Here is a 17,082-nt window from a genome sequence, read left to right on the forward strand (position 1 = left end):
ATTTCTTGCAATTCTATCAATTCTATGGAATAATAAGCGTTGGATAAAATCCAGATGATAACGAAATAATCACTGTAAACGAAATGAAACTGTGCAGAAAACAGATTTGTGAAAACGCGCAGGCTTACATTTCAGGGAATCAAGTGAAATTCTTGAACAGTTCCGCTGCTGTGTACAGGGAGGCGGTATCCATAATGCCACTGGAGGAGGCTACTTTTAGCTGACCAAATCCGGGAAGGCGGGTATTGCTGTTAATCTGTGAGTCAGAAGACCGGTTTACAGGCAGAGTTTAAATAGTCGTTGCGAGAACAACAGACTATTGATTTTTATGCAGACAGACAGGTCTGCTCCTTTTCTGCGATCATATCGGAATCATCAAAACACTTCATGAAAAAGAAAAGGAGAAAACAAAATGAAGAAAAAAAGATTTCTTGCACTCATGCTTGTGTTTACGCTGCTTGCGGCAACGTTTACAATGGGCGGCTGCGGAACCGGTAACACGACAAGCCAGACGAATAGCGAAAGCAGCTATGACGGACAGCTTGTATTTGACCATGCAATGGAATTACAGTATGCAAAGCTGTTTTCTGTAGAGTATTACAAGGGCGGTTATAAGCTGCTGACTATTACCAACAGAGATGAAGATACTGCGATTGTGGCAAAGCAGTCTAAGATTTTGCTCGTTCCGGAAGGAATGTCCACACCGTCAGGATTAGATGCGGATACACTGGTATTAAAGACACCGGTTACAAATCTGCTCGTATCTTCAACACCGGTAACATCCCTGATGAATGCAAGCAACTGTCTTTCTAATATCAGCCAGGTAACTTATGATAAGGATTCATGGTACATTGACGGCGTAAAGAAAGCATTTGATGACGGAAAGCTTACTTACGTAGGCGACTACAAAGCACCGGATTATGAAACAATTATTGCAGGCGCACCTACACTTGCTATATATTCAACCATGCTAACCGGCAAACCGGATGTAGCAGAAAAATTAAAGGAACTGGGGATTAATTACATTTTAGACCAGTCTACCTATGAAGAAAATCCGCTCGGACGTGTAGAATGGGCAAAATTCTATGCGGCACTCTGCAATGAAGAAGATGCTGCCACAACCATGTATAATACACAGGCGGCTTATGTAGATACACTTTCAAAGGCTGAAAAGACCGGAAAATCCGTTGCGGTATTCTATATTACTTCAAAGGGCAAGCTCTATGTCAGAAATGCAGGAGATTACCTTACACAGATGGTCAATATGGCAGGTGGAGAGTACATTTTCTCTGACTTAAATACAGATAAGACCGGTACACAGGAAATGAATATCGAAAGCTTTTATGAAAAAGCGAAAGATGCAGACTATGTGATTTATATCTGGAGTTTAGGCGGAAAGCCGTCTACACTCAGTGATTTTACAGGTTATAACAGTGTGCTTTCAGATATGAAGGCTGTTAAGGACGGAAATGTATGGTGTACAACACCGGATTTCTTCCAGATTGCAGATACAATCGGAAGCATGATTAACGACATCAACTTAATGCTGAATGCTGATGCGAATACAACAGAACTTACATATTTAAAGAAGTTACAGTAAAACAGAAAATCTGTCTGTAAAAAAGTGCCACATCATTTTAATTTGGTGTGGCACTTTTGCGGATAGAGCAACTGGAATGGAGAAAAAATGCAGATAAAAAAAATAATCCGCTGTCAGGTTGTATACATTTTACTTGTGGTTTTATTTGTACTGGCAGTGATTTTTAATATCAATACAGGAAATGTTCATATATCTCCGGCACGAATTTTTTGCATTATTTTTCTGCATGGTGATATGGGAACACCGGAATACAATATTATCTGGAAAATCCGTCTGCCGCGTCTGTGTATGGCGGCAATTTTAGGCGGGGCATTGTCGTTGTCCGGATTTTTATTGCAGACATTTTTCAGAAATCCGATTGCAGGACCGTTTGTGCTTGGTATTTCGTCCGGTGCAAAGATGTTTGTTGCAATCACGATGATTTTTCTGCTGAAATATATGTCCGGTATGCCGTTGTGGGCGCAGGTTGCGGCCGCATTTGTCGGTTCGCTTCTTGCCATGCTTTATGTCCTGCTTTTTGCAAACCGCGTGAAAAGTATGTCTATGCTTTTAGTCGTGGGAATTATGATTAGCTATATTTGTTCGGCAATTACGGATTTGTGTATTACATTTGCAAATGATTCGGATATCGCCAATCTGACACATTGGGCAATGGGCAGTTTTTCGGGCAGTTCATGGAGCACCGTAAAGCTTGCGGCGGCAGTGGTATTTCCGACGGCAGTTGTCACCTTTTTATTTTCAAAGCCGATTAGCGCGTATCTGCTGGGAGAGGGCTATGCACAGAGCATGGGGATTCGTATCCGTTTTTTCAGGGTCTGTATCATTTTGCTGTCCAGTCTTTTGTCAGCCTGCGTAACGGCACTTGCGGGACCGATTTCCTTTGTCGGCATTGCCGTTCCGCATATTACAAGACTGTCTTTAAAAACGACAAAGCCGGTGGTTACGATTCCTGCAATCTTTTTGTGCGGCGCCGTATTCTGTATGTTCTGTGATTTGATTGCAAGAACAATCTTTTCGCCGTCAGAACTGGCAATCGGAACGGTTACGGCAGTGTTTGGCGCACCGGTCGTTATCTGGCTGATGGTGAAGCGGCAGAAGTAAAAGGAGAAAAGCATGGAACAGGTATATATAGAAACACAGGATTTAAGTGTGGGCTATCATGGGAAGGCACTGTTAAAAGACATTGCACTCAAGGTCAAAAAAGGAGAAATTCTTGTACTGATTGGACCAAACGGTGCGGGAAAGTCCACGATTTTAAAAAATATTATCCGGGAAATGCAGCCGATATCCGGCGGTATTTATATTAAAGGAAAGAATGTGAAGGATTTCACAAGCAAACAATACGCAAAAACGATGTCTGTTGTACTGACGGAGAAAATCAAGACGGAAATGATGACATGCCGTGATGTCGTTGCAATGGGACGGTATCCGTATACGAATTATTTCGGAAAGCTGACCAAAGAAGACGAACAAATCGTGACAGAATCGCTGGAAAAGGTGTCCGCCATGGACATTGCGGAAAAAGATTTTTCACAGATTAGTGATGGACAGCGCCAGCGGATTATGCTTGCGAGGGCGGTCTGTCAGAAGCCGGAAATTATTGTACTGGACGAGCCGACATCATTTCTGGATATCCGTCACAAAATAGAATTGCTCGACATTTTGCTGGAAATGGCAGTCAAGGATAAGGTGACGGTAATTGTGTCACTGCATGAAATTGAACTGGCGGCAAAAATCGCAGATTATGTGATGTGTGTTGGCGGAAACGGAACGATTGAATTCGGAAGACCGGAGCAGATTTTTACGGACAGCCGTATCAGCACTCTTTACGGATTACAGCAGGGGACGTATAATTGTTTGTATGGCAGTACGGAATTAAAAAAGCCCGAAGGCACACCGCGTATTTTTGTTGCGGGCGGCGCGGGAACAGGCATTTTTACATACCGCGAATTACAGCGTATGGGATTGGCGTTTACTGCCGGCATTTTATATGAAAATGACTGCGACTACCCGGTCGCACAGGCACTGGCGGCACAGGTGATTACGGAAAAAATGTTTGAGCCGGTCGGGGAAGAAGCATTTACGGCGGCGTGCCGTGCGATTGATGAAGCAGATATTGTGATTGATACAGGGTGTCCGACAGGACAGATGAATGAAAGAGTAAAAGAACTGCCGGAGTATGCAAAGGCACACAAAAAACAGGTGCTTTTCCGCCCTGACAGTGAAACGTTAAGAAATTGTCTTTTGCAGTAAAATCAATGCTGGATAAGGAGAGGTGCAGGCATGAAACCAATGGAAATTGAGAAACAATCCTTTGCAATCATCGAAAAGGAACTGACGACACAGATACCGCCGCAGTATAAGCCGATTGTCAAAAGAGTGATTCATACAACTGCGGATTTTTCGTATGAAACGAATATGGTATTTTCCGAGGGCGTTGTAGACAAGGCGCTGGAAGCCATTCAAAAAGGAACGGACATTGTGACGGATACCAATATGGCAGGCGCGGGTATCAGCCATAAAATGGCGGAGCGGTTTGGCATTTCACTGCACTGCTATATGGCAGATGAAGCGGTGGCAAAGGAAGCGGCGGCGCGTGAAATTACCCGCGCGGCAGTCAGCGTGGAAAAAGCAGCAAAGCAGAATCCGGGCTGTATTATGGTAGTCGGCAATGCGCCGACGGCACTGATGAAAATACGGGAACTTTCAGATAAGGGCATATTTACACCGTCACTGGTTATCGGTGTACCGGTGGGTTTTGTAAATGTCGTTGAAGCAAAGGAAGAAATCATAGACAGCACGTTGCCCTATATTGTGGCAAAAGGAAGAAAAGGCGGCAGTAATGTAGCGGCGGCGATTGTAAATGCCCTGTTTTACATGGCGGCAGAGGACGATAAAGAATGGCGCAGATGTTAGAACGGTACGTGTATAAAAATCAGAAAAAAATGCGGTGCGGTTATACAACAGGCACATGTGCGGCTGCCGCGGCAAAAGCGGCGGCACAGATGCTTTTATCCGGCAGGAAAGTGACGGAAGTTTCTGTAAGAACGCCGTCAGACATTACGCTGACACTGCCGGTCTGTGAGATTCAGATGAAGGCACATGCCGTATCCTGTGCCGTGCAGAAAGACAGCGGCGATGACCCGGATATTACCAACAAAATCCTGATATTTGCCGAGGTTTCCTATATTCATAATAATAGTAATATGAATAAAAGCACGGACATGACTGTAAAAAAATGCGATACAGAATCAGAGCGGTCCGATACAGCCGCAGTAAAACCGCAGATGATCGTTGACGGCGGTGTGGGTATCGGGCGGATTACAAAAAAGGGACTGGCGCGCCCGGTCGGTGCGGCGGCGATTAATCCGGTGCCGCTAAAGATGATTGAGGCGGCATTAAAGGAAACGGCAGAAGCATTTGGCTATGAGGGCGGATTGCAGACGGTGATTTCTGCGCCGCAGGGGGTGGAAATCGCAAAAAAAACATTTAACCCGCAGCTTGGTATTACAGGCGGCATATCTATTCTTGGAACAAGCGGCATTGTAGAGCCGATGAGTGAGCAGGCGCTGATTGACACAATCCGTACAGAGATGAAAATGCACCTGGCAGACGGGGAACAGACTCTTTTGATAACACCGGGTAATTATGGACAGGATTTTTTGCATGAAACATTAAAAATTGAATTAAAAAGAAGTATTAAATGCAGTAATTTTATCGGGGATACGATTGATATGGGCTGTGAACTTGGGGCAAAAGGAATGCTTTTTGTCGGTCATATCGGAAAACTGGTCAAGCTGGGCGCGGGCATTATGAATACCCATTCCAAAATGGCGGACGGTCGCATGGAAATACTGGCAGCGTGTGCCGTGCGGGCAGGCGCGGGTATTGAAGCGGTGCGCAATATTTTAGACTGTGTGACGACCGATGCTGCACTGGAGCTTTTAAAAAATGAAAAGATACTCGGAAAGACAATGGAACAGCTTATGTTACGGATTGATGCCTGCCTGCAAAAAAGAGGCGGTGACAATATGCAGATAGGTGCAGTTGTTTTTTCTAATGAATACGGACTGCTTGGAAAAACAGAACAGGCAGACGAACTGCTTTTAAAAATCACGGCAGATGTAAGCAGTGAAAAATAAGATTCTGCATGGCAGATAGGAAACGAGGAATAAATATATGGTTAAAATTATCGGAGCGGGGCCAGGAGCAAAAGACCTGATTACGGTGCGCGGCATGCGTGCATTACAGGAAGCCGATGTCATTATCTATGCAGGCTCACTGGTCAATGAAGAATTATTGGAATATGCAAAAAAAGAATGTGAAATTTATAACAGTGCTTATATGAATCTGGACGAAGTCATTGATGTGATTGTAAAGGCAGAGCAGGCAGGGAAAAAGGTTGTCCGTCTGCACACGGGCGATCCGTCAATTTACGGTGCAATCCGCGAACAGATTGAAGTGCTTGCCACACACGGAATCCAGTGTGAAATCTGTCCGGGCGTCAGCAGCTTTTTAGCGGCGGCGGCGGCGCTAAATTGTGAATATACCGTACCGGAAGTATCCCAGACGGTCATTCTTACGAGAATGGAAGGAAGAACACCGGTGCCGGAAAAAGAAAAGCTTTCGCTTTTGGCACAGCACGGCGCTTCCATGGCTGTTTTTTTAAGTGCGGGACATTTAAAAGAATTGCAGGAACAGTTGTGTGAGGGAGCGTATACACCGGATACGCCGTGTGCGATTGTATACAAGGCAAGCTGGGCAGAACAGCAATGTATAAAAACAACGATAAAGGAACTTGAACAAAAAGCACGGGAAGCGGGGATTACAAAGACTGCACTGGTGCTGGTCGGTGACTTTTTAGGGGAACAATATGCTTTTTCCAAGCTGTATGACCCGGAATTCCAGACGGAGTACCGCAAATGAGAACAATCATCATTGCATTTACACAGCCGGGCTTACAGCTTGCAAAAAAAGCAGCACAAAATACAGAAGGAACGGTAGAAATCTACGGACATGAGCGATGTACTGACGGCACAATTCATTCCTTTTATTCGGTCGGCGAAGTGATAAAGGAGCAGTTTTATCAGTGTGACAGGATTTTATTTATCGGGGCGGCGGCGATTGCTGTGCGTGTGATAGCACCCTATTTGAAAAGCAAGACGACAGACCCGGCGGTGCTGGTGGCAGATGAGGACGGAAAATTCCTGATTTCACTGCTTTCAGGGCATATCGGCGGGGCAAATGAGTGGTGCAGTACATTGGCAGAACGGCTTGGCGCGGCACCGGTCATTACGACGGCAACCGATATACGCGGTATGTTTGCGGTGGATCTATTTGCAGGAAAACACAGGCTGCGCATTGTAAATCCTGTAATGATTCAGGACATTTCGGGGCGCATTTTAAATCATGAACCGGTTGGAATGACAGGAAATGATGAATATATAGACCTGTTAGAACAGGCGGAAAAGCAGTATCCGGGGCAGATACAGGTTACTAAAAATGAAAACGGAGAATTTGAAAGCGGAATCCAGATTATAACAGAGGTGCATGAAAAAGAAGTATTTTTACGGACTATAAAACTGGTGCCGATGAATCTGGCAGTCGGAATCGGCTGTAAAAAAGGAAAAAGTTTAAAAGAGATTGCGCAGGCGGTTTATACGACATTTGCGCAGAATCACCTGCTGATAGAGCGAATCGGCGTGATTGCATCTATCGACAGAAAGGCGCAGGAACAAGGAATTATCGATTTTGCAAAACAGATGAAAGTGCCGTACCGGACGTATGTGGCACAGGAATTAGAACAGCAGGCGGGTACATTTACGGCATCGTCCTTTGTAAAGGGGCAGATGGGTGTGGATAATGTCTGCGAGCGGAGCGCCTGTGCGGCCTCCGGCGGCGGAGAAAAAATAGTGGCAAAAACCGCCTGTGACGGCATCACGGTCGCGGTTTATAAAATAAAAAGAAATGAGGAGTAAAATGCTTAAAATAGTAGGATTTGGAAGCGGTTCAAAGGAAAATATGACACTGGAAGCAGTCAGGGCAATACAGGATTCGGAACTGGTGGTGGGATTTCGGACTTATGTGGAATTATTAAAACAGTATTTTCCGGATAAACAGTATTATTCAACCAATATGATGCAGGAGCGGGAACGCTGTCAGTATGCCATCGACAGGGCAAAAGAGGGAAAAGAAACGGTGCTGGTGTGCAGTGGAGACAGCGGTGTATACGGCATGGCGAGTCTGGTTTATGAACTGGCAGAAGAATCCGTGCAGATTCAGGTAATATCCGGTGTGACGGCGGCAAACAGCGGTGCGGCATGTCTTGGCGCGCCGTTATCCCACGACTTTGCGGTGATTAGTTTAAGTGACTGCATGACACCGTGGGAACTCATTGAAAAGCGCCTTCTGGCGGCGGCAGAAGCAGACTTGGTTATCTGCCTGTACAATCCGTCAAGCCGCCGAAGGGCAGGCTATTTAAAGAAAGCCTGTGAAATTGTAGAAAAAGCACAGTCACCGGATACGGTCTGCGGTTATGTAAAAAATATCGGACGGGACGGACAGGAAACAGGCGTTCTTTCTTTGAAAGAATTGGCAGAATTTGAAGCAGATATGTTTACGACTGTCTATATCGGAAACAGCCGGACAAAGGTGATTGGCGGGAAAATGGTAACACCGAGAGGGTATCAGGTACGATGAGCATGAAAAAAATTGTCCTGTTTGCCGGAACGACCGAGGGACACCGGCTCTGTGAATGTTTTGTGCAGAATAAATGGCAGGCAGAGGTTTTTGTGGCAACAGAATACGGCAGGGAAATTCTTCCGCAGGCACCGAATCTTCATATTCATGCCGGACGGCTGGACGTGAAGCAGATTTACAGTCAGCTTACGCAGATTCGCCCGGTGTGTGTGCTTGATGCAACACATCCATATGCAGATGAGGTGACAAAAAATATCAAAGAAGCCTGTCAGACAGCAGGAGTTCCCTATATGCGGATACTGCGGGAAAATACGGATATGACGGAAAATGTAACCGCCAGTGCAAAGGCGCATATCCGCGTGGCAGACAGTATGCGGGAAGCGGTGGATTTGTTAAATGACAAGCCGTATCTTGAAAAGAATATTCTGCTGACAACAGGAAGCAAGCATTTACCGGATTACACAAAGATACAGGATTATCAGAACCGTGCCTATTTAAGACTGCTTCCCAGTCCTGAAATGCTTCAGAAGGCGGTTGATACGGGATTTCTGCCGGCACATTTAATTGCAATGCAGGGACCGTTTTCACAGGAATTAAATGTTGCATTGATAAAACAGTCAGGTATCGGCGTACTTGTCACAAAGCAATCCGGCAAAAGCGGCGGGTTTGAAGAAAAAATATCTGCCGCAGAACAGACAGGAACGGATGTTATCGTGATTAAAAGACCAAAGCAGGAAGACGGAAAAAATCTGTCCGAGGCAGAAGCGGAACTAAAAAAATTAATGACATAAGTGTGTAAATGAATTTTGCCGCTTATAGATGTGATAATGGAGAAGAACATGAAACAGGTAACAATAGCCGGAATGGGGCCGGGCAGTGCAGGCTGCATGACACAGGAGGTCTGCCGGGCAGTAAAACAGGCAGACGTTTTAATCGGTTCAGAACGCCTGATTGCGCCGTATACAGATCAAAGAACGGTTAAAGCGGTGACGGCGGCAGAGATTCTGCGGGTAGTTGAAAATGAAGACGGGGAGCATTTTACGGTGCTGATGTCGGGAGATACCGGATTTTACAGTGGAACGAAAAAACTGGTTGAGCAGTTAAACGGAAAATATGCGTACCGGATTCTGCCGGGCATTTCCTCTGTAATATATTTTGCGGCAAAAATCGGTGTGGCATGGGAGCAGGCGCAGTTTGTCAGCCTGCATGGAAAGAAACAGCCGTATCTTCCGGTGATTATGCAAAATGAGTACACTTTTTTTCTGACACAGGGAAATACCGCGGAAATCTGCACCCGCATTGCAGAGGCAGGCTTGGGAAATGTCCATGTCTGGATTGGTGAAAATCTTTCTTATCAGAATGAAAAAATTATGCACGGAAGTGCAAAAGAATTAACGGCATATCAGGCGGCAGGGCTGTCGGTTATGGCAGTACATAACCCGGAGCCGGGAGCATTTACAGGAACCGGACTGCCGGACGACTGCTTTATCCGCGGCGGTGTGCCGATGACAAAGCGGGAAATCCGCGCAAGCGTGGTGAGCCGCATAGCACCTGCAAAGAATGCCTGTATTTACGATATCGGTGCAGGAACCGGCTCTGTCACCGTGGAACTTGCAATGCAGGCTTTACACGGATGTGTTTATGCAGTTGAAAGGACAGAAGAAGGGTGCAGTCTGATTGCGCAGAATGCGCATAAATTCGGACTGGATAACATACAGGTGGTGCATGGCAGTGCCGCCGGTGTACTGGAAGAACTGCCTGCGCCGGACGCGGTATTTGTCGGCGGAAGCGGCGGAGAACTGGAAGACATTTTTAAAATCATTTTAAAGAAGAATCCGCATGTACGCATTGTAATAACGGCAGTTACATTAGAAACGGTACAGGAAGCGGTACGGCTGTTGGAGCAGAACGGATTTGATACGCCACAGATTGTACAGATTGCCGTGACGGAAGTTAAAAAAAGGGGACAGTATCATATGCTGTCTGCCAATAATCCTGTATTTATAATAGAAGGGAGCAGTGTCAGATGAGCCGGATAATGATTGCGGGAACCGGAAGCGGGAGCGGAAAGACAACGATTGTCTGCGGATTATGCCAGTGCATAAAAGATATAGGACGGACACCGTCTGCCTTAAAATGCGGTCCGGATTATATAGATGCGATGTTTCATTCGCGTGTGTTAAAAATGCGTACCGGCAATTTAGACAGCTGGTTTTGTGATAAAACAACGATTCGCACACTGCTTGCAAAGAAAGAAAAAAGCAGTGACATCACAGTGATTGAAGGTGTTATGGGCTATTATGACGGCGCGGGTTTCAGTACAAAGGGGAGTTCCTTTGAAATTGCGCAGATAACGGATACACCGGTGATTTTAATTGTAAACTGCCGTGGTATCAGCAATTCTGTCGGGGCAGTGTTAAAGGGATTTACGACATTTCAGGAAAATTCGCAGATACGCGGAGTTATCTTTAATCAGATGTCGGAAAAACTCTATCCGCAGGCAAAAAAAGCGGCACAGGAACTGGGACTGATTCCGCTGGGCTTTCTGCCGTATAAAAAGGGTGGAGCATTGGAAAGCCGTCATCTGGGGCTGGTTACAGCAGATGAAGTCGTGCATTTTAAAGAAAAAATCGACACGATAGCCGCGCAGATGAAAAAAAGCCTTGATTTAGAGGGAATCCTTGCGCTGGCAGAAACCGCAGTGCCGCTGAAAGAAAACGAAGATATCAGAGAAGCAGAGGAAAAGGAAAAAGAGCCGGTAACGGCATTGGACAAGCCGGAAAGCACGGGTTTACAGGATACGGCAGGAAATAAACTCCGCATAGCTGTGGCAAAAGACGCTGCTTTCTGCTTTTTATATGAAGATAATTTAGAGTATCTGCGGGCAAACGGGTGTGAATTGGTGTTTTTTAGTCCGCTGTCCGATAAAAAACTACCGGAGAAAATAGACGGATTACTGCTTTACGGCGGATATCCTGAATTACATACAAAAGCTTTGTCCGAAAATGAAACACTGAAAAGTGAAATTAAAGAGCAGATACTGGGTGGACTGCCGTGTATTGCGGAATGTGGCGGATTTTTATATCTGCATGAAACACTGGAAACACCGGAAAAAGAACGTTTTCCGATGTGCGGCGTGATTGCGGGAAACGGATTTGGGACAGGAAAGCTCTGCCGCTTTGGCTATATGACACTCACGGCGCAAAAGGACACAATGCTTGCGGCAAAGGGCGAAACGATTCGCGCGCATGAATTTCACTACTGGAACAGTGATAATATCGGTGCGGATTATGAGATTACAAAGGCTTCGGATAACACTGCGGCATCCGGCGGTTATGGAACGGATACGCTTTATGCGGGATTCCCGCACATTTATTTTTACGGAAATGAAGCGGCGGCAAAGCGTTTTTTAAAAGCCTGCGAGATGTATCATGAAAATAACATAAAAGATGTTCATGCCATATCTTATGGCATGGAAGAAAAAAACGATATTTATAGAATTTTCCCGGAACTGGCAGAGGCAGGCGGACTGGATAAAAATGCCGTCAAACAGGCGCAGAAGCATTGGAACAGCATTGCCAAGCCGCTGTACGGACTTGGAAAAATGGAGCAGCTCATTACACAGATTGCAGGGATACAAAACACACCCAATGTAGCGATTGACAAGCGTGCGGTGATTGTCATGTGCGCGGATAACGGCATTGTGGAAGAAGGGGTCACACAGACCGGGCAGGAAGTGACGGCAGTGGTAAGCTGTAACATGGCAGACGGCATTTCAAGCGTCTGTAAAATGGCGGATTATGCCTATGCAGAAGTGATTCCGGTAAATATCGGCATTGCCGCAGACTGCCTGCCGGACGGAACAGATGTCAATTCCTATCCGGGACTTTTAAACCGCCGGATTATGGCGGGAACAAAAAATTTCTTAAAAGAGCCTGCGATGTCAGAGGAGCAGCTCACACAGGCAGTTTACACAGGAATGAACGTGGTAAAATCGTGCAAAGAGCAGGGATACCAATTACTTGCAACCGGCGAAATGGGTATCGGAAATACGACCACAAGCACAGCACTTGCCTGTATTCTGCTGGATTTAAACCCGCAGGAAGTCACGGGACGCGGTGCGGGGCTGGACAATGCGGGATTGAAAAGAAAGACAGAAGTCATTGCAGAGGCACAACACTTGTATACAAAATACAAAAAAAATCCACTCTGTCTGTTACAGCAAATCGGTGGGCTGGACATTGCAGGTCTTGTCGGTGTCTTTCTGGGCGGTGCGGTTTACCGGATACCTGTGATTGTTGACGGTGTTATATCAGCGGTTGCCGCGCTGATTGCCGTGTCTGTTTTTCCGGCGGCACGGGATTTTATCATTGCATCTCATCAGGGAAAAGAACCGGCGATGAAAGCATTGTTAAAAGCCCTTGAAAAAGAAGCCGTTCTCTTTGCGGAGCTTGCACTGGGTGAAGGAACGGGTGCGGTCATGCTGTTTCCGCTGTTAGATATGGCAATGCGCGTATACCGGGAAAACACGACATTTGAAGATATACAGATTGAAGCTTATGAGGATTATAAAAAATGTTAATTTTAATTACAGGTACCAGTGGGAGCGGCAAATCCGAATATGCGGAAAAAATCTGCTGTGAACTTGCGGGCAGTGCAAAAAAATATTATATTGCAACCATGCAGCCCTACGGTGCAGAGGGCGCACAAAGAATCCGCCGTCATCATGCACTGCGGCAGGGAAAAGGCTTTGAAACGATAGAGCAGTACCAAAATGTCAGCAAGGCATTTGATAAAGTGCAGACAGAAGCTGTGTCACACGCAGCGCAAAATGAGAAGCCGGTGGTACTGTTAGAATGTCTTTCAAATCTTATGGCAAATGAATGTTTTGAAGAGGGTGGAACACCCGATGCTGTATTTTCAGACTGTATACAGCTTTACAGACAGTGCCGTCATCTTGTGATTGTAACGAATGAAATTTTTTCAGACGGCTGTCTGTACGACAATACGACAACGGATTATATCACACGGCTGGGACGGTTAAATACACAGCTTGCGCAGGAAGCCGACTGTGTGGCAGAGGTGGTCTATTCGATTCCTGTATATTGGAAAGGGGCGTATGAGCTGATTCAGGAGAATTTGCCGCTGTAAAAATAGCACTGCTGTCAGGCAAAATATTTAAAGGGGCAGAAAAAGCGTAAACAGTATAAAAGAAGGAGGAACGGGCAGAAAAAATGAATTGGGTAAAATCACTTATCATCGCATTTTCGATGTATTCTAAAATTCCAATGCCGCATCTGAATCTGGAAGAAAAAGATATGCGGTATGTTATGGGATTTTTTCCGCTGGTCGGATTGGTGCTTGGTGCGTGTCAGTTTATATGGTATAAGCTGTCAACATTTTTAGGCATGCCAAACGTCAGCCGGGCATTGATTTTTCTGGTACTGCCGGTGATTGTTACAGGCGGGATTCATGTGGACGGTTATATGGATACCAGTGATGCGATTCATTCATACGGTGACAGGGAGAAAAAACTTTCTATATTAAAGGATTCCCATATCGGGGCATTTGCGGTTATCCGCCTGCTGGTATACAGTGCGGTTTATTTTGCGGCACTTTTCTGGATGGCAGAGCAGGGAAAAGAACAGGCATTTCTGCTTTTTGCGGGCATATTTTATTTGTCACGGATACTCAGCGGATTTGCGGCGGTCAATTTCCGTGGTGCAAGAAAAAACGGGATGCTGTATACATTTACCAGTGTGACGGACCGTTACCGTGTCAATGCGCTGTTAGGCATACAGTTTGTCATCTGCCTGGTTGGAATGGGGCTGGTTGATATTTACAAGACCGGTGCGGTATTCCTTGCCGCAGGGCTTGTGCTGTGTTATTACAGACATATGGCATATAAAGAATTTGGCGGTGTAACGGGCGACTTAGCGGGCTATTTTTTGTGCGTGAGTGAATTGTGCATGACGGTGGTACTGGCGTGTGTGAATATTTTGTAATTGCGGGCGTAACAGTTTTGTATCGCATGCGGCACAAAACCGCATTTATGTAGAATTGCATTTATGTAAAAATGCAATAGAGTTATATCGGCAGATGAGAAATCGACTGCGCGGAATTTTAAGTGCTGTTTTGCAACAGGGCTGATGAGATTAACCGTAAATGGATTGTAGTAGGAACGGAGAAATATGGAAGTATATTTTGGCGGGGCTTTTCAGGGAAAGCTTGATTATGTATTAAAGAAAAAAGGAAATTTAAGGGTGGCGGACGGAAAGGACTGTGACGAAAAGCAGTTACAGTCGGCAGATATTGTCAATCACCTGCATTTATTGATTCAAAGGCGGATAGCGGTGGGAGAATCTACGGATACGCTTATTGAAGAGCTATATGCCGTCAATCCGCAGATGATTCTGATTTGTGATGAGGTCGGAAGCGGAATTGTGCCGTTGGAACGAAAAGACAGGATTTACAGGGAATCTGTCGGACGTGTGCTGTGTGCGGCAGTGGCAAAATCCGACAGGGTGGAGCGGATTTTATGCGGAATCGGACAGTGCCTGAAGCAGGAATCAGTAGGAATTACAAAATAGCGCGGGGAAAGCCTGCGGGAGGTGAGGTCGTATATGAAGATTGTGCTGATTCGGCACGGAGCAACAAAGGGAAATCTTGAAAAACGATATATCGGAAGAACAGACGAGGATTTGTGCGGTGAGGGCATAAAGAAACTGAAAGAAGATACGTGCGCAGGCATTTATCCGCCGGCGCAGGCGGTCTTTTCCAGTCCGATGAAGCGGTGTCTGTCTACGGCAGAATGTATTTATCCGGTACAGACACCGCAGATTGTATGGGATTTCAGAGAGTGTGATTTCGGGCTTTTTGAAGGAAAGAATTATAAAGAACTGACAGGAAATCCGCAGTATCAGCAGTGGATTGACAGCAACGGCACACTGCCGTTTCCGGGTGGGGAAACTTTGACGGATTTTAAGAAAAGAAGTGTCCGTGCATTTTTGGAAACGGTTTCAAAATCAGAAAGCATTTTAAAAGGACAGGTAACATCGGGAAAACAGGACGACACTACAGTGGCATATGTCGTTCACGGCGGTACAATCATGGCGGTATTGTCGGAATTGTACGGCGGGGACTATTATGATTATCACTGCGGCAACGGGGAAGGATATTTGTGCAGTCTGACAAAAGATAAAAGGCTGTCGGTGATAGGAAAAATAAGCGCCCGAAATGGTTGTGAAATCCACGGTACAGTGCTAGAATAAAAATGTTAATAAATCAATGGAATACAGCCGCCCACAGGAGTGGCTTCGTATTTTCAGACGGTAATAAGTTGAAATAACAAATCAGGAGGACAAAATGGTTAAGCATGTTATTTTGTGGAAATTAAAAGAAGAATTTTCGGCAGAGGAAAAACAGCAGATTAAAGCCGGAATCAAAGAAGGACTGGAAGGCTTAGCCGGACAGATTCCGGGCATGACAGAAATCAAAGTCAATATTGACGGTCTGCCAAGTTCTACAGTCGATGTAATGTTGGATTCGACATTTGAAACAGCGGAAGCATTGAAAAATTACAGCACCCATCCAAAGCATGTAGCAGTGGCTGATAACAAAGTAAGACCGTATACAGCAGTCCGCTCCTGCATGGATTATGAAATCTAAGGCAGGATAAGATGCAGTATTTTTGGTGTCAGACCGGTGCGGTTGCACTGGGATTTTTACTGGATTTAATTTTTGGGGACCCGCATTGGCTGTACCACCCGGTACAGCTAATCGGCAGTCTTATTTCAAAACTTGAAAAAGTTTTATTAAAGGATACAGATTCCGATAAAAAGAAGTTTAGAAACGGTGCGTTGCTTGCGGTGCTTGTAACCGTATTGACAGGCGCTATGACAATATTGATTTTATTTATCTGTTACCGCATTTCCATGACGGCGGGTTTTATCGTGGAATCCGTCATGTGTTATCAGATTCTTGCAGTCAAATCATTAAGGGTAGAAAGCATGAAAGTCTATACGGCATTGAAGCAGGACGGTCTGCCTGCGGCAAGAACGGCAGTTTCCATGATTGTCGGACGGGATACCGCACAGCTTGACGAACACGGCATTGTGCGTGCGGCAGTGGAAACGGTTGCGGAAAATACGTCAGACGGTGTGATTGCACCGCTGTTTTATATGTTTTTTTTCGGTGCGGCAGGCGGTTTTATCTATAAAGCAGTCAACACCATGGATTCCATGATTGGTTATAAAAATGATAAATATCTGTACTTCGGGCGGTTTGCGGCAAAGCTTGATGATGTCTTAAATTTTATTCCGTCAAGAATCGGCGGTGTATTAATGGTTTTATCGGCGGGAATTGCCTCACTGGCAGAAAAAAACGGCGAAAAGCACTACAGCATGAAAAATGCGTGGAAAATTTTTCTGCGCGACAGAAAAAAGCACAGCAGTCCGAATTCCGCTCAGACGGAAGCCGCGTGCGCCGGTGCATTAATGGTCGCTTTATCAGGCGATAATTATTATTTCGGAAAGCTTGTAAAAAAGCCGCAGATAGGCGATGCCGTCCGTCCGCTGGAAGCAGAAGATATTAAAAGAAGCCACGTACTGCTGTATATTTCTGCGTTTTTAATGGTGGCTGCGGTACTGGGGCTTAGGGTGGTGTTCTTTCTGATGATATGACACTGGAAGAAGCGCGGGAAGAAAGGCTGAATACAATAAAGCTGAATAAACCAACAGCCTTATCCGCACAATTCGGATAAGGCTGTTTTTTATGGGTGATTA

The 17,082-nt window shown here is 45.5% G+C and carries 17 protein-coding genes and 1 riboswitch; all 17 genes read left to right on the forward strand.

The annotated features are described in order from the left end of the window. Positions 1-95 precede the first annotated feature (95 nt). Positions 96-294: riboswitch (cobalamin riboswitch) on the forward strand. A gap of 118 nt (positions 295-412) precedes the next feature. Continuing rightward, positions 413-1,600: an ABC transporter substrate-binding protein gene (locus LI288_RS09325; RefSeq protein ID WP_227090202.1), complete on the forward strand. Its 1,188-nt coding sequence runs from the start codon at positions 413-415 to the stop codon at positions 1,598-1,600. Positions 1,601-1,687: 87 nt separating this feature from the next. Beyond that, the gene (locus LI288_RS09330) at positions 1,688-2,701 is read left to right on the forward strand and encodes a FecCD family ABC transporter permease (protein ID WP_227090203.1); all 1,014 of its coding nucleotides are present in this window, start codon (positions 1,688-1,690) and stop codon (positions 2,699-2,701) included. Positions 2,702-2,713: 12 nt separating this feature from the next. Continuing rightward, positions 2,714-3,853 (forward strand): ABC transporter ATP-binding protein, encoded by a 1,140-nt coding sequence (locus LI288_RS09335; protein ID WP_227090204.1) that lies wholly within the window; start codon positions 2,714-2,716, stop codon positions 3,851-3,853. A 30-nt stretch (positions 3,854-3,883) separates the two neighbouring features. After that, on the forward strand, positions 3,884-4,516 hold the full coding sequence (locus LI288_RS09340) for a precorrin-8X methylmutase (RefSeq protein ID WP_227090205.1): 633 nt from the start codon (positions 3,884-3,886) through the stop codon (positions 4,514-4,516). Further along, positions 4,501-5,742 carry a cobalt-precorrin-5B (C(1))-methyltransferase CbiD gene (cbiD, locus tag LI288_RS09345; protein WP_227090206.1) on the forward strand — a complete coding sequence of 414 codons (1,242 nt, stop codon included), beginning with the start codon at positions 4,501-4,503 and terminating at the stop codon, positions 5,740-5,742. The genes LI288_RS09340 and cbiD overlap by 16 nt, the downstream gene beginning before the upstream one ends. A 37-nt stretch (positions 5,743-5,779) precedes the next feature. Beyond that, a complete protein-coding gene (cobM, locus tag LI288_RS09350; protein WP_227090207.1) occupies positions 5,780-6,526 on the forward strand; it encodes a precorrin-4 C(11)-methyltransferase in 747 nt (248 codons plus the stop codon). Next, a complete protein-coding gene (locus tag LI288_RS09355) occupies positions 6,523-7,578 on the forward strand; it encodes a cobalt-precorrin 5A hydrolase (RefSeq protein ID WP_227090208.1) in 1,056 nt (351 codons plus the stop codon). The genes cobM and LI288_RS09355 overlap by 4 nt, the downstream gene beginning before the upstream one ends. A 1-nt stretch (position 7,579) precedes the next feature. Then, the gene (cobJ, locus tag LI288_RS09360; protein ID WP_022431544.1) at positions 7,580-8,299 is read left to right on the forward strand and encodes a precorrin-3B C(17)-methyltransferase; all 720 of its coding nucleotides are present in this window, start codon (positions 7,580-7,582) and stop codon (positions 8,297-8,299) included. Continuing rightward, positions 8,296-9,090 carry a precorrin-6A reductase gene (gene cobK, locus LI288_RS09365; RefSeq protein WP_227090209.1) on the forward strand — a complete coding sequence of 265 codons (795 nt, stop codon included), beginning with the start codon at positions 8,296-8,298 and terminating at the stop codon, positions 9,088-9,090. The genes cobJ and cobK overlap by 4 nt, the downstream gene beginning before the upstream one ends. A 48-nt stretch (positions 9,091-9,138) precedes the next feature. After that, positions 9,139-10,329 carry a precorrin-6y C5,15-methyltransferase (decarboxylating) subunit CbiE gene (gene cbiE, locus LI288_RS09370; protein WP_227090210.1) on the forward strand — a complete coding sequence of 397 codons (1,191 nt, stop codon included), beginning with the start codon at positions 9,139-9,141 and terminating at the stop codon, positions 10,327-10,329. Next, positions 10,326-12,881, forward strand: coding sequence for a cobyrinate a,c-diamide synthase (locus tag LI288_RS09375; protein ID WP_227090211.1), 2,556 nt, complete (start codon positions 10,326-10,328; stop codon positions 12,879-12,881). The genes cbiE and LI288_RS09375 overlap by 4 nt, the downstream gene beginning before the upstream one ends. After that, entirely contained in the window at positions 12,875-13,450 is a 576-nt protein-coding gene (locus LI288_RS09380; RefSeq protein ID WP_227090212.1) for a bifunctional adenosylcobinamide kinase/adenosylcobinamide-phosphate guanylyltransferase, read from the forward strand. The genes LI288_RS09375 and LI288_RS09380 overlap by 7 nt, the downstream gene beginning before the upstream one ends. An 83-nt stretch (positions 13,451-13,533) precedes the next feature. Then, a complete protein-coding gene (locus tag LI288_RS09385; protein ID WP_227090213.1) occupies positions 13,534-14,304 on the forward strand; it encodes an adenosylcobinamide-GDP ribazoletransferase in 771 nt (256 codons plus the stop codon). A 186-nt stretch (positions 14,305-14,490) separates the two neighbouring features. Next, positions 14,491-14,889 (forward strand): bifunctional adenosylcobinamide kinase/adenosylcobinamide-phosphate guanylyltransferase, encoded by a 399-nt coding sequence (locus LI288_RS09390; RefSeq protein ID WP_227090214.1) that lies wholly within the window; start codon positions 14,491-14,493, stop codon positions 14,887-14,889. 33 nt (positions 14,890-14,922) lie between these two features. Beyond that, a complete protein-coding gene (locus LI288_RS09395) occupies positions 14,923-15,570 on the forward strand; it encodes a histidine phosphatase family protein (protein WP_227090215.1) in 648 nt (215 codons plus the stop codon). 94 nt (positions 15,571-15,664) lie between these two features. Continuing rightward, positions 15,665-15,967: a Dabb family protein gene (locus LI288_RS09400; protein WP_022431537.1), complete on the forward strand. Its 303-nt coding sequence runs from the start codon at positions 15,665-15,667 to the stop codon at positions 15,965-15,967. Positions 15,968-15,978: 11 nt separating this feature from the next. Further along, positions 15,979-16,980, forward strand: a complete 1,002-nt coding sequence (gene cbiB / locus LI288_RS09405) for an adenosylcobinamide-phosphate synthase CbiB (protein ID WP_227090216.1) — start codon at positions 15,979-15,981, stop codon at positions 16,978-16,980. Positions 16,981-17,082: the final 102 nt, after the last annotated feature.

It is taken from the genome of Lachnospira pectinoschiza (assembly GCF_020564355.1).
Lineage (GTDB): Bacteria > Bacillota > Clostridia > Lachnospirales > Lachnospiraceae > Lachnospira > Lachnospira intestinalis.

Bases quoted from the DNA above. Each gene is read 5' to 3' on its own strand.
- LI288_RS09385 (WP_227090213.1), top strand. From the start codon at position 13,534: ATGAATTGGGTAAAATCACTTATCATCGCATTTTCGATGTATTCTAAA.
- LI288_RS09325 (WP_227090202.1), top strand. From the start codon at position 413: ATGAAGAAAAAAAGATTTCTTGCACTCATGCTTGTGTTTACGCTGCTT.
- cobJ (WP_022431544.1), top strand. From the start codon at position 7,580: ATGCTTAAAATAGTAGGATTTGGAAGCGGTTCAAAGGAAAATATGACA.
- LI288_RS09375 (WP_227090211.1), top strand. From the start codon at position 10,326: ATGAGCCGGATAATGATTGCGGGAACCGGAAGCGGGAGCGGAAAGACA.
- cobK (WP_227090209.1), top strand. From the start codon at position 8,296: ATGAGCATGAAAAAAATTGTCCTGTTTGCCGGAACGACCGAGGGACAC.
- cbiD (WP_227090206.1), top strand. From the start codon at position 4,501: ATGGCGCAGATGTTAGAACGGTACGTGTATAAAAATCAGAAAAAAATG.
- LI288_RS09355 (WP_227090208.1), top strand. From the start codon at position 6,523: ATGAGAACAATCATCATTGCATTTACACAGCCGGGCTTACAGCTTGCA.
- LI288_RS09395 (WP_227090215.1), top strand. From the start codon at position 14,923: ATGAAGATTGTGCTGATTCGGCACGGAGCAACAAAGGGAAATCTTGAA.
- LI288_RS09390 (WP_227090214.1), top strand. From the start codon at position 14,491: ATGGAAGTATATTTTGGCGGGGCTTTTCAGGGAAAGCTTGATTATGTA.
- LI288_RS09335 (WP_227090204.1), top strand. From the start codon at position 2,714: ATGGAACAGGTATATATAGAAACACAGGATTTAAGTGTGGGCTATCAT.
- LI288_RS09400 (WP_022431537.1), top strand. From the start codon at position 15,665: ATGGTTAAGCATGTTATTTTGTGGAAATTAAAAGAAGAATTTTCGGCA.
- cbiB (WP_227090216.1), top strand. From the start codon at position 15,979: ATGCAGTATTTTTGGTGTCAGACCGGTGCGGTTGCACTGGGATTTTTA.
- LI288_RS09380 (WP_227090212.1), top strand. From the start codon at position 12,875: ATGTTAATTTTAATTACAGGTACCAGTGGGAGCGGCAAATCCGAATAT.
- cbiE (WP_227090210.1), top strand. From the start codon at position 9,139: ATGAAACAGGTAACAATAGCCGGAATGGGGCCGGGCAGTGCAGGCTGC.
- cobM (WP_227090207.1), top strand. From the start codon at position 5,780: ATGGTTAAAATTATCGGAGCGGGGCCAGGAGCAAAAGACCTGATTACG.
- LI288_RS09330 (WP_227090203.1), top strand. From the start codon at position 1,688: ATGCAGATAAAAAAAATAATCCGCTGTCAGGTTGTATACATTTTACTT.
- LI288_RS09340 (WP_227090205.1), top strand. From the start codon at position 3,884: ATGAAACCAATGGAAATTGAGAAACAATCCTTTGCAATCATCGAAAAG.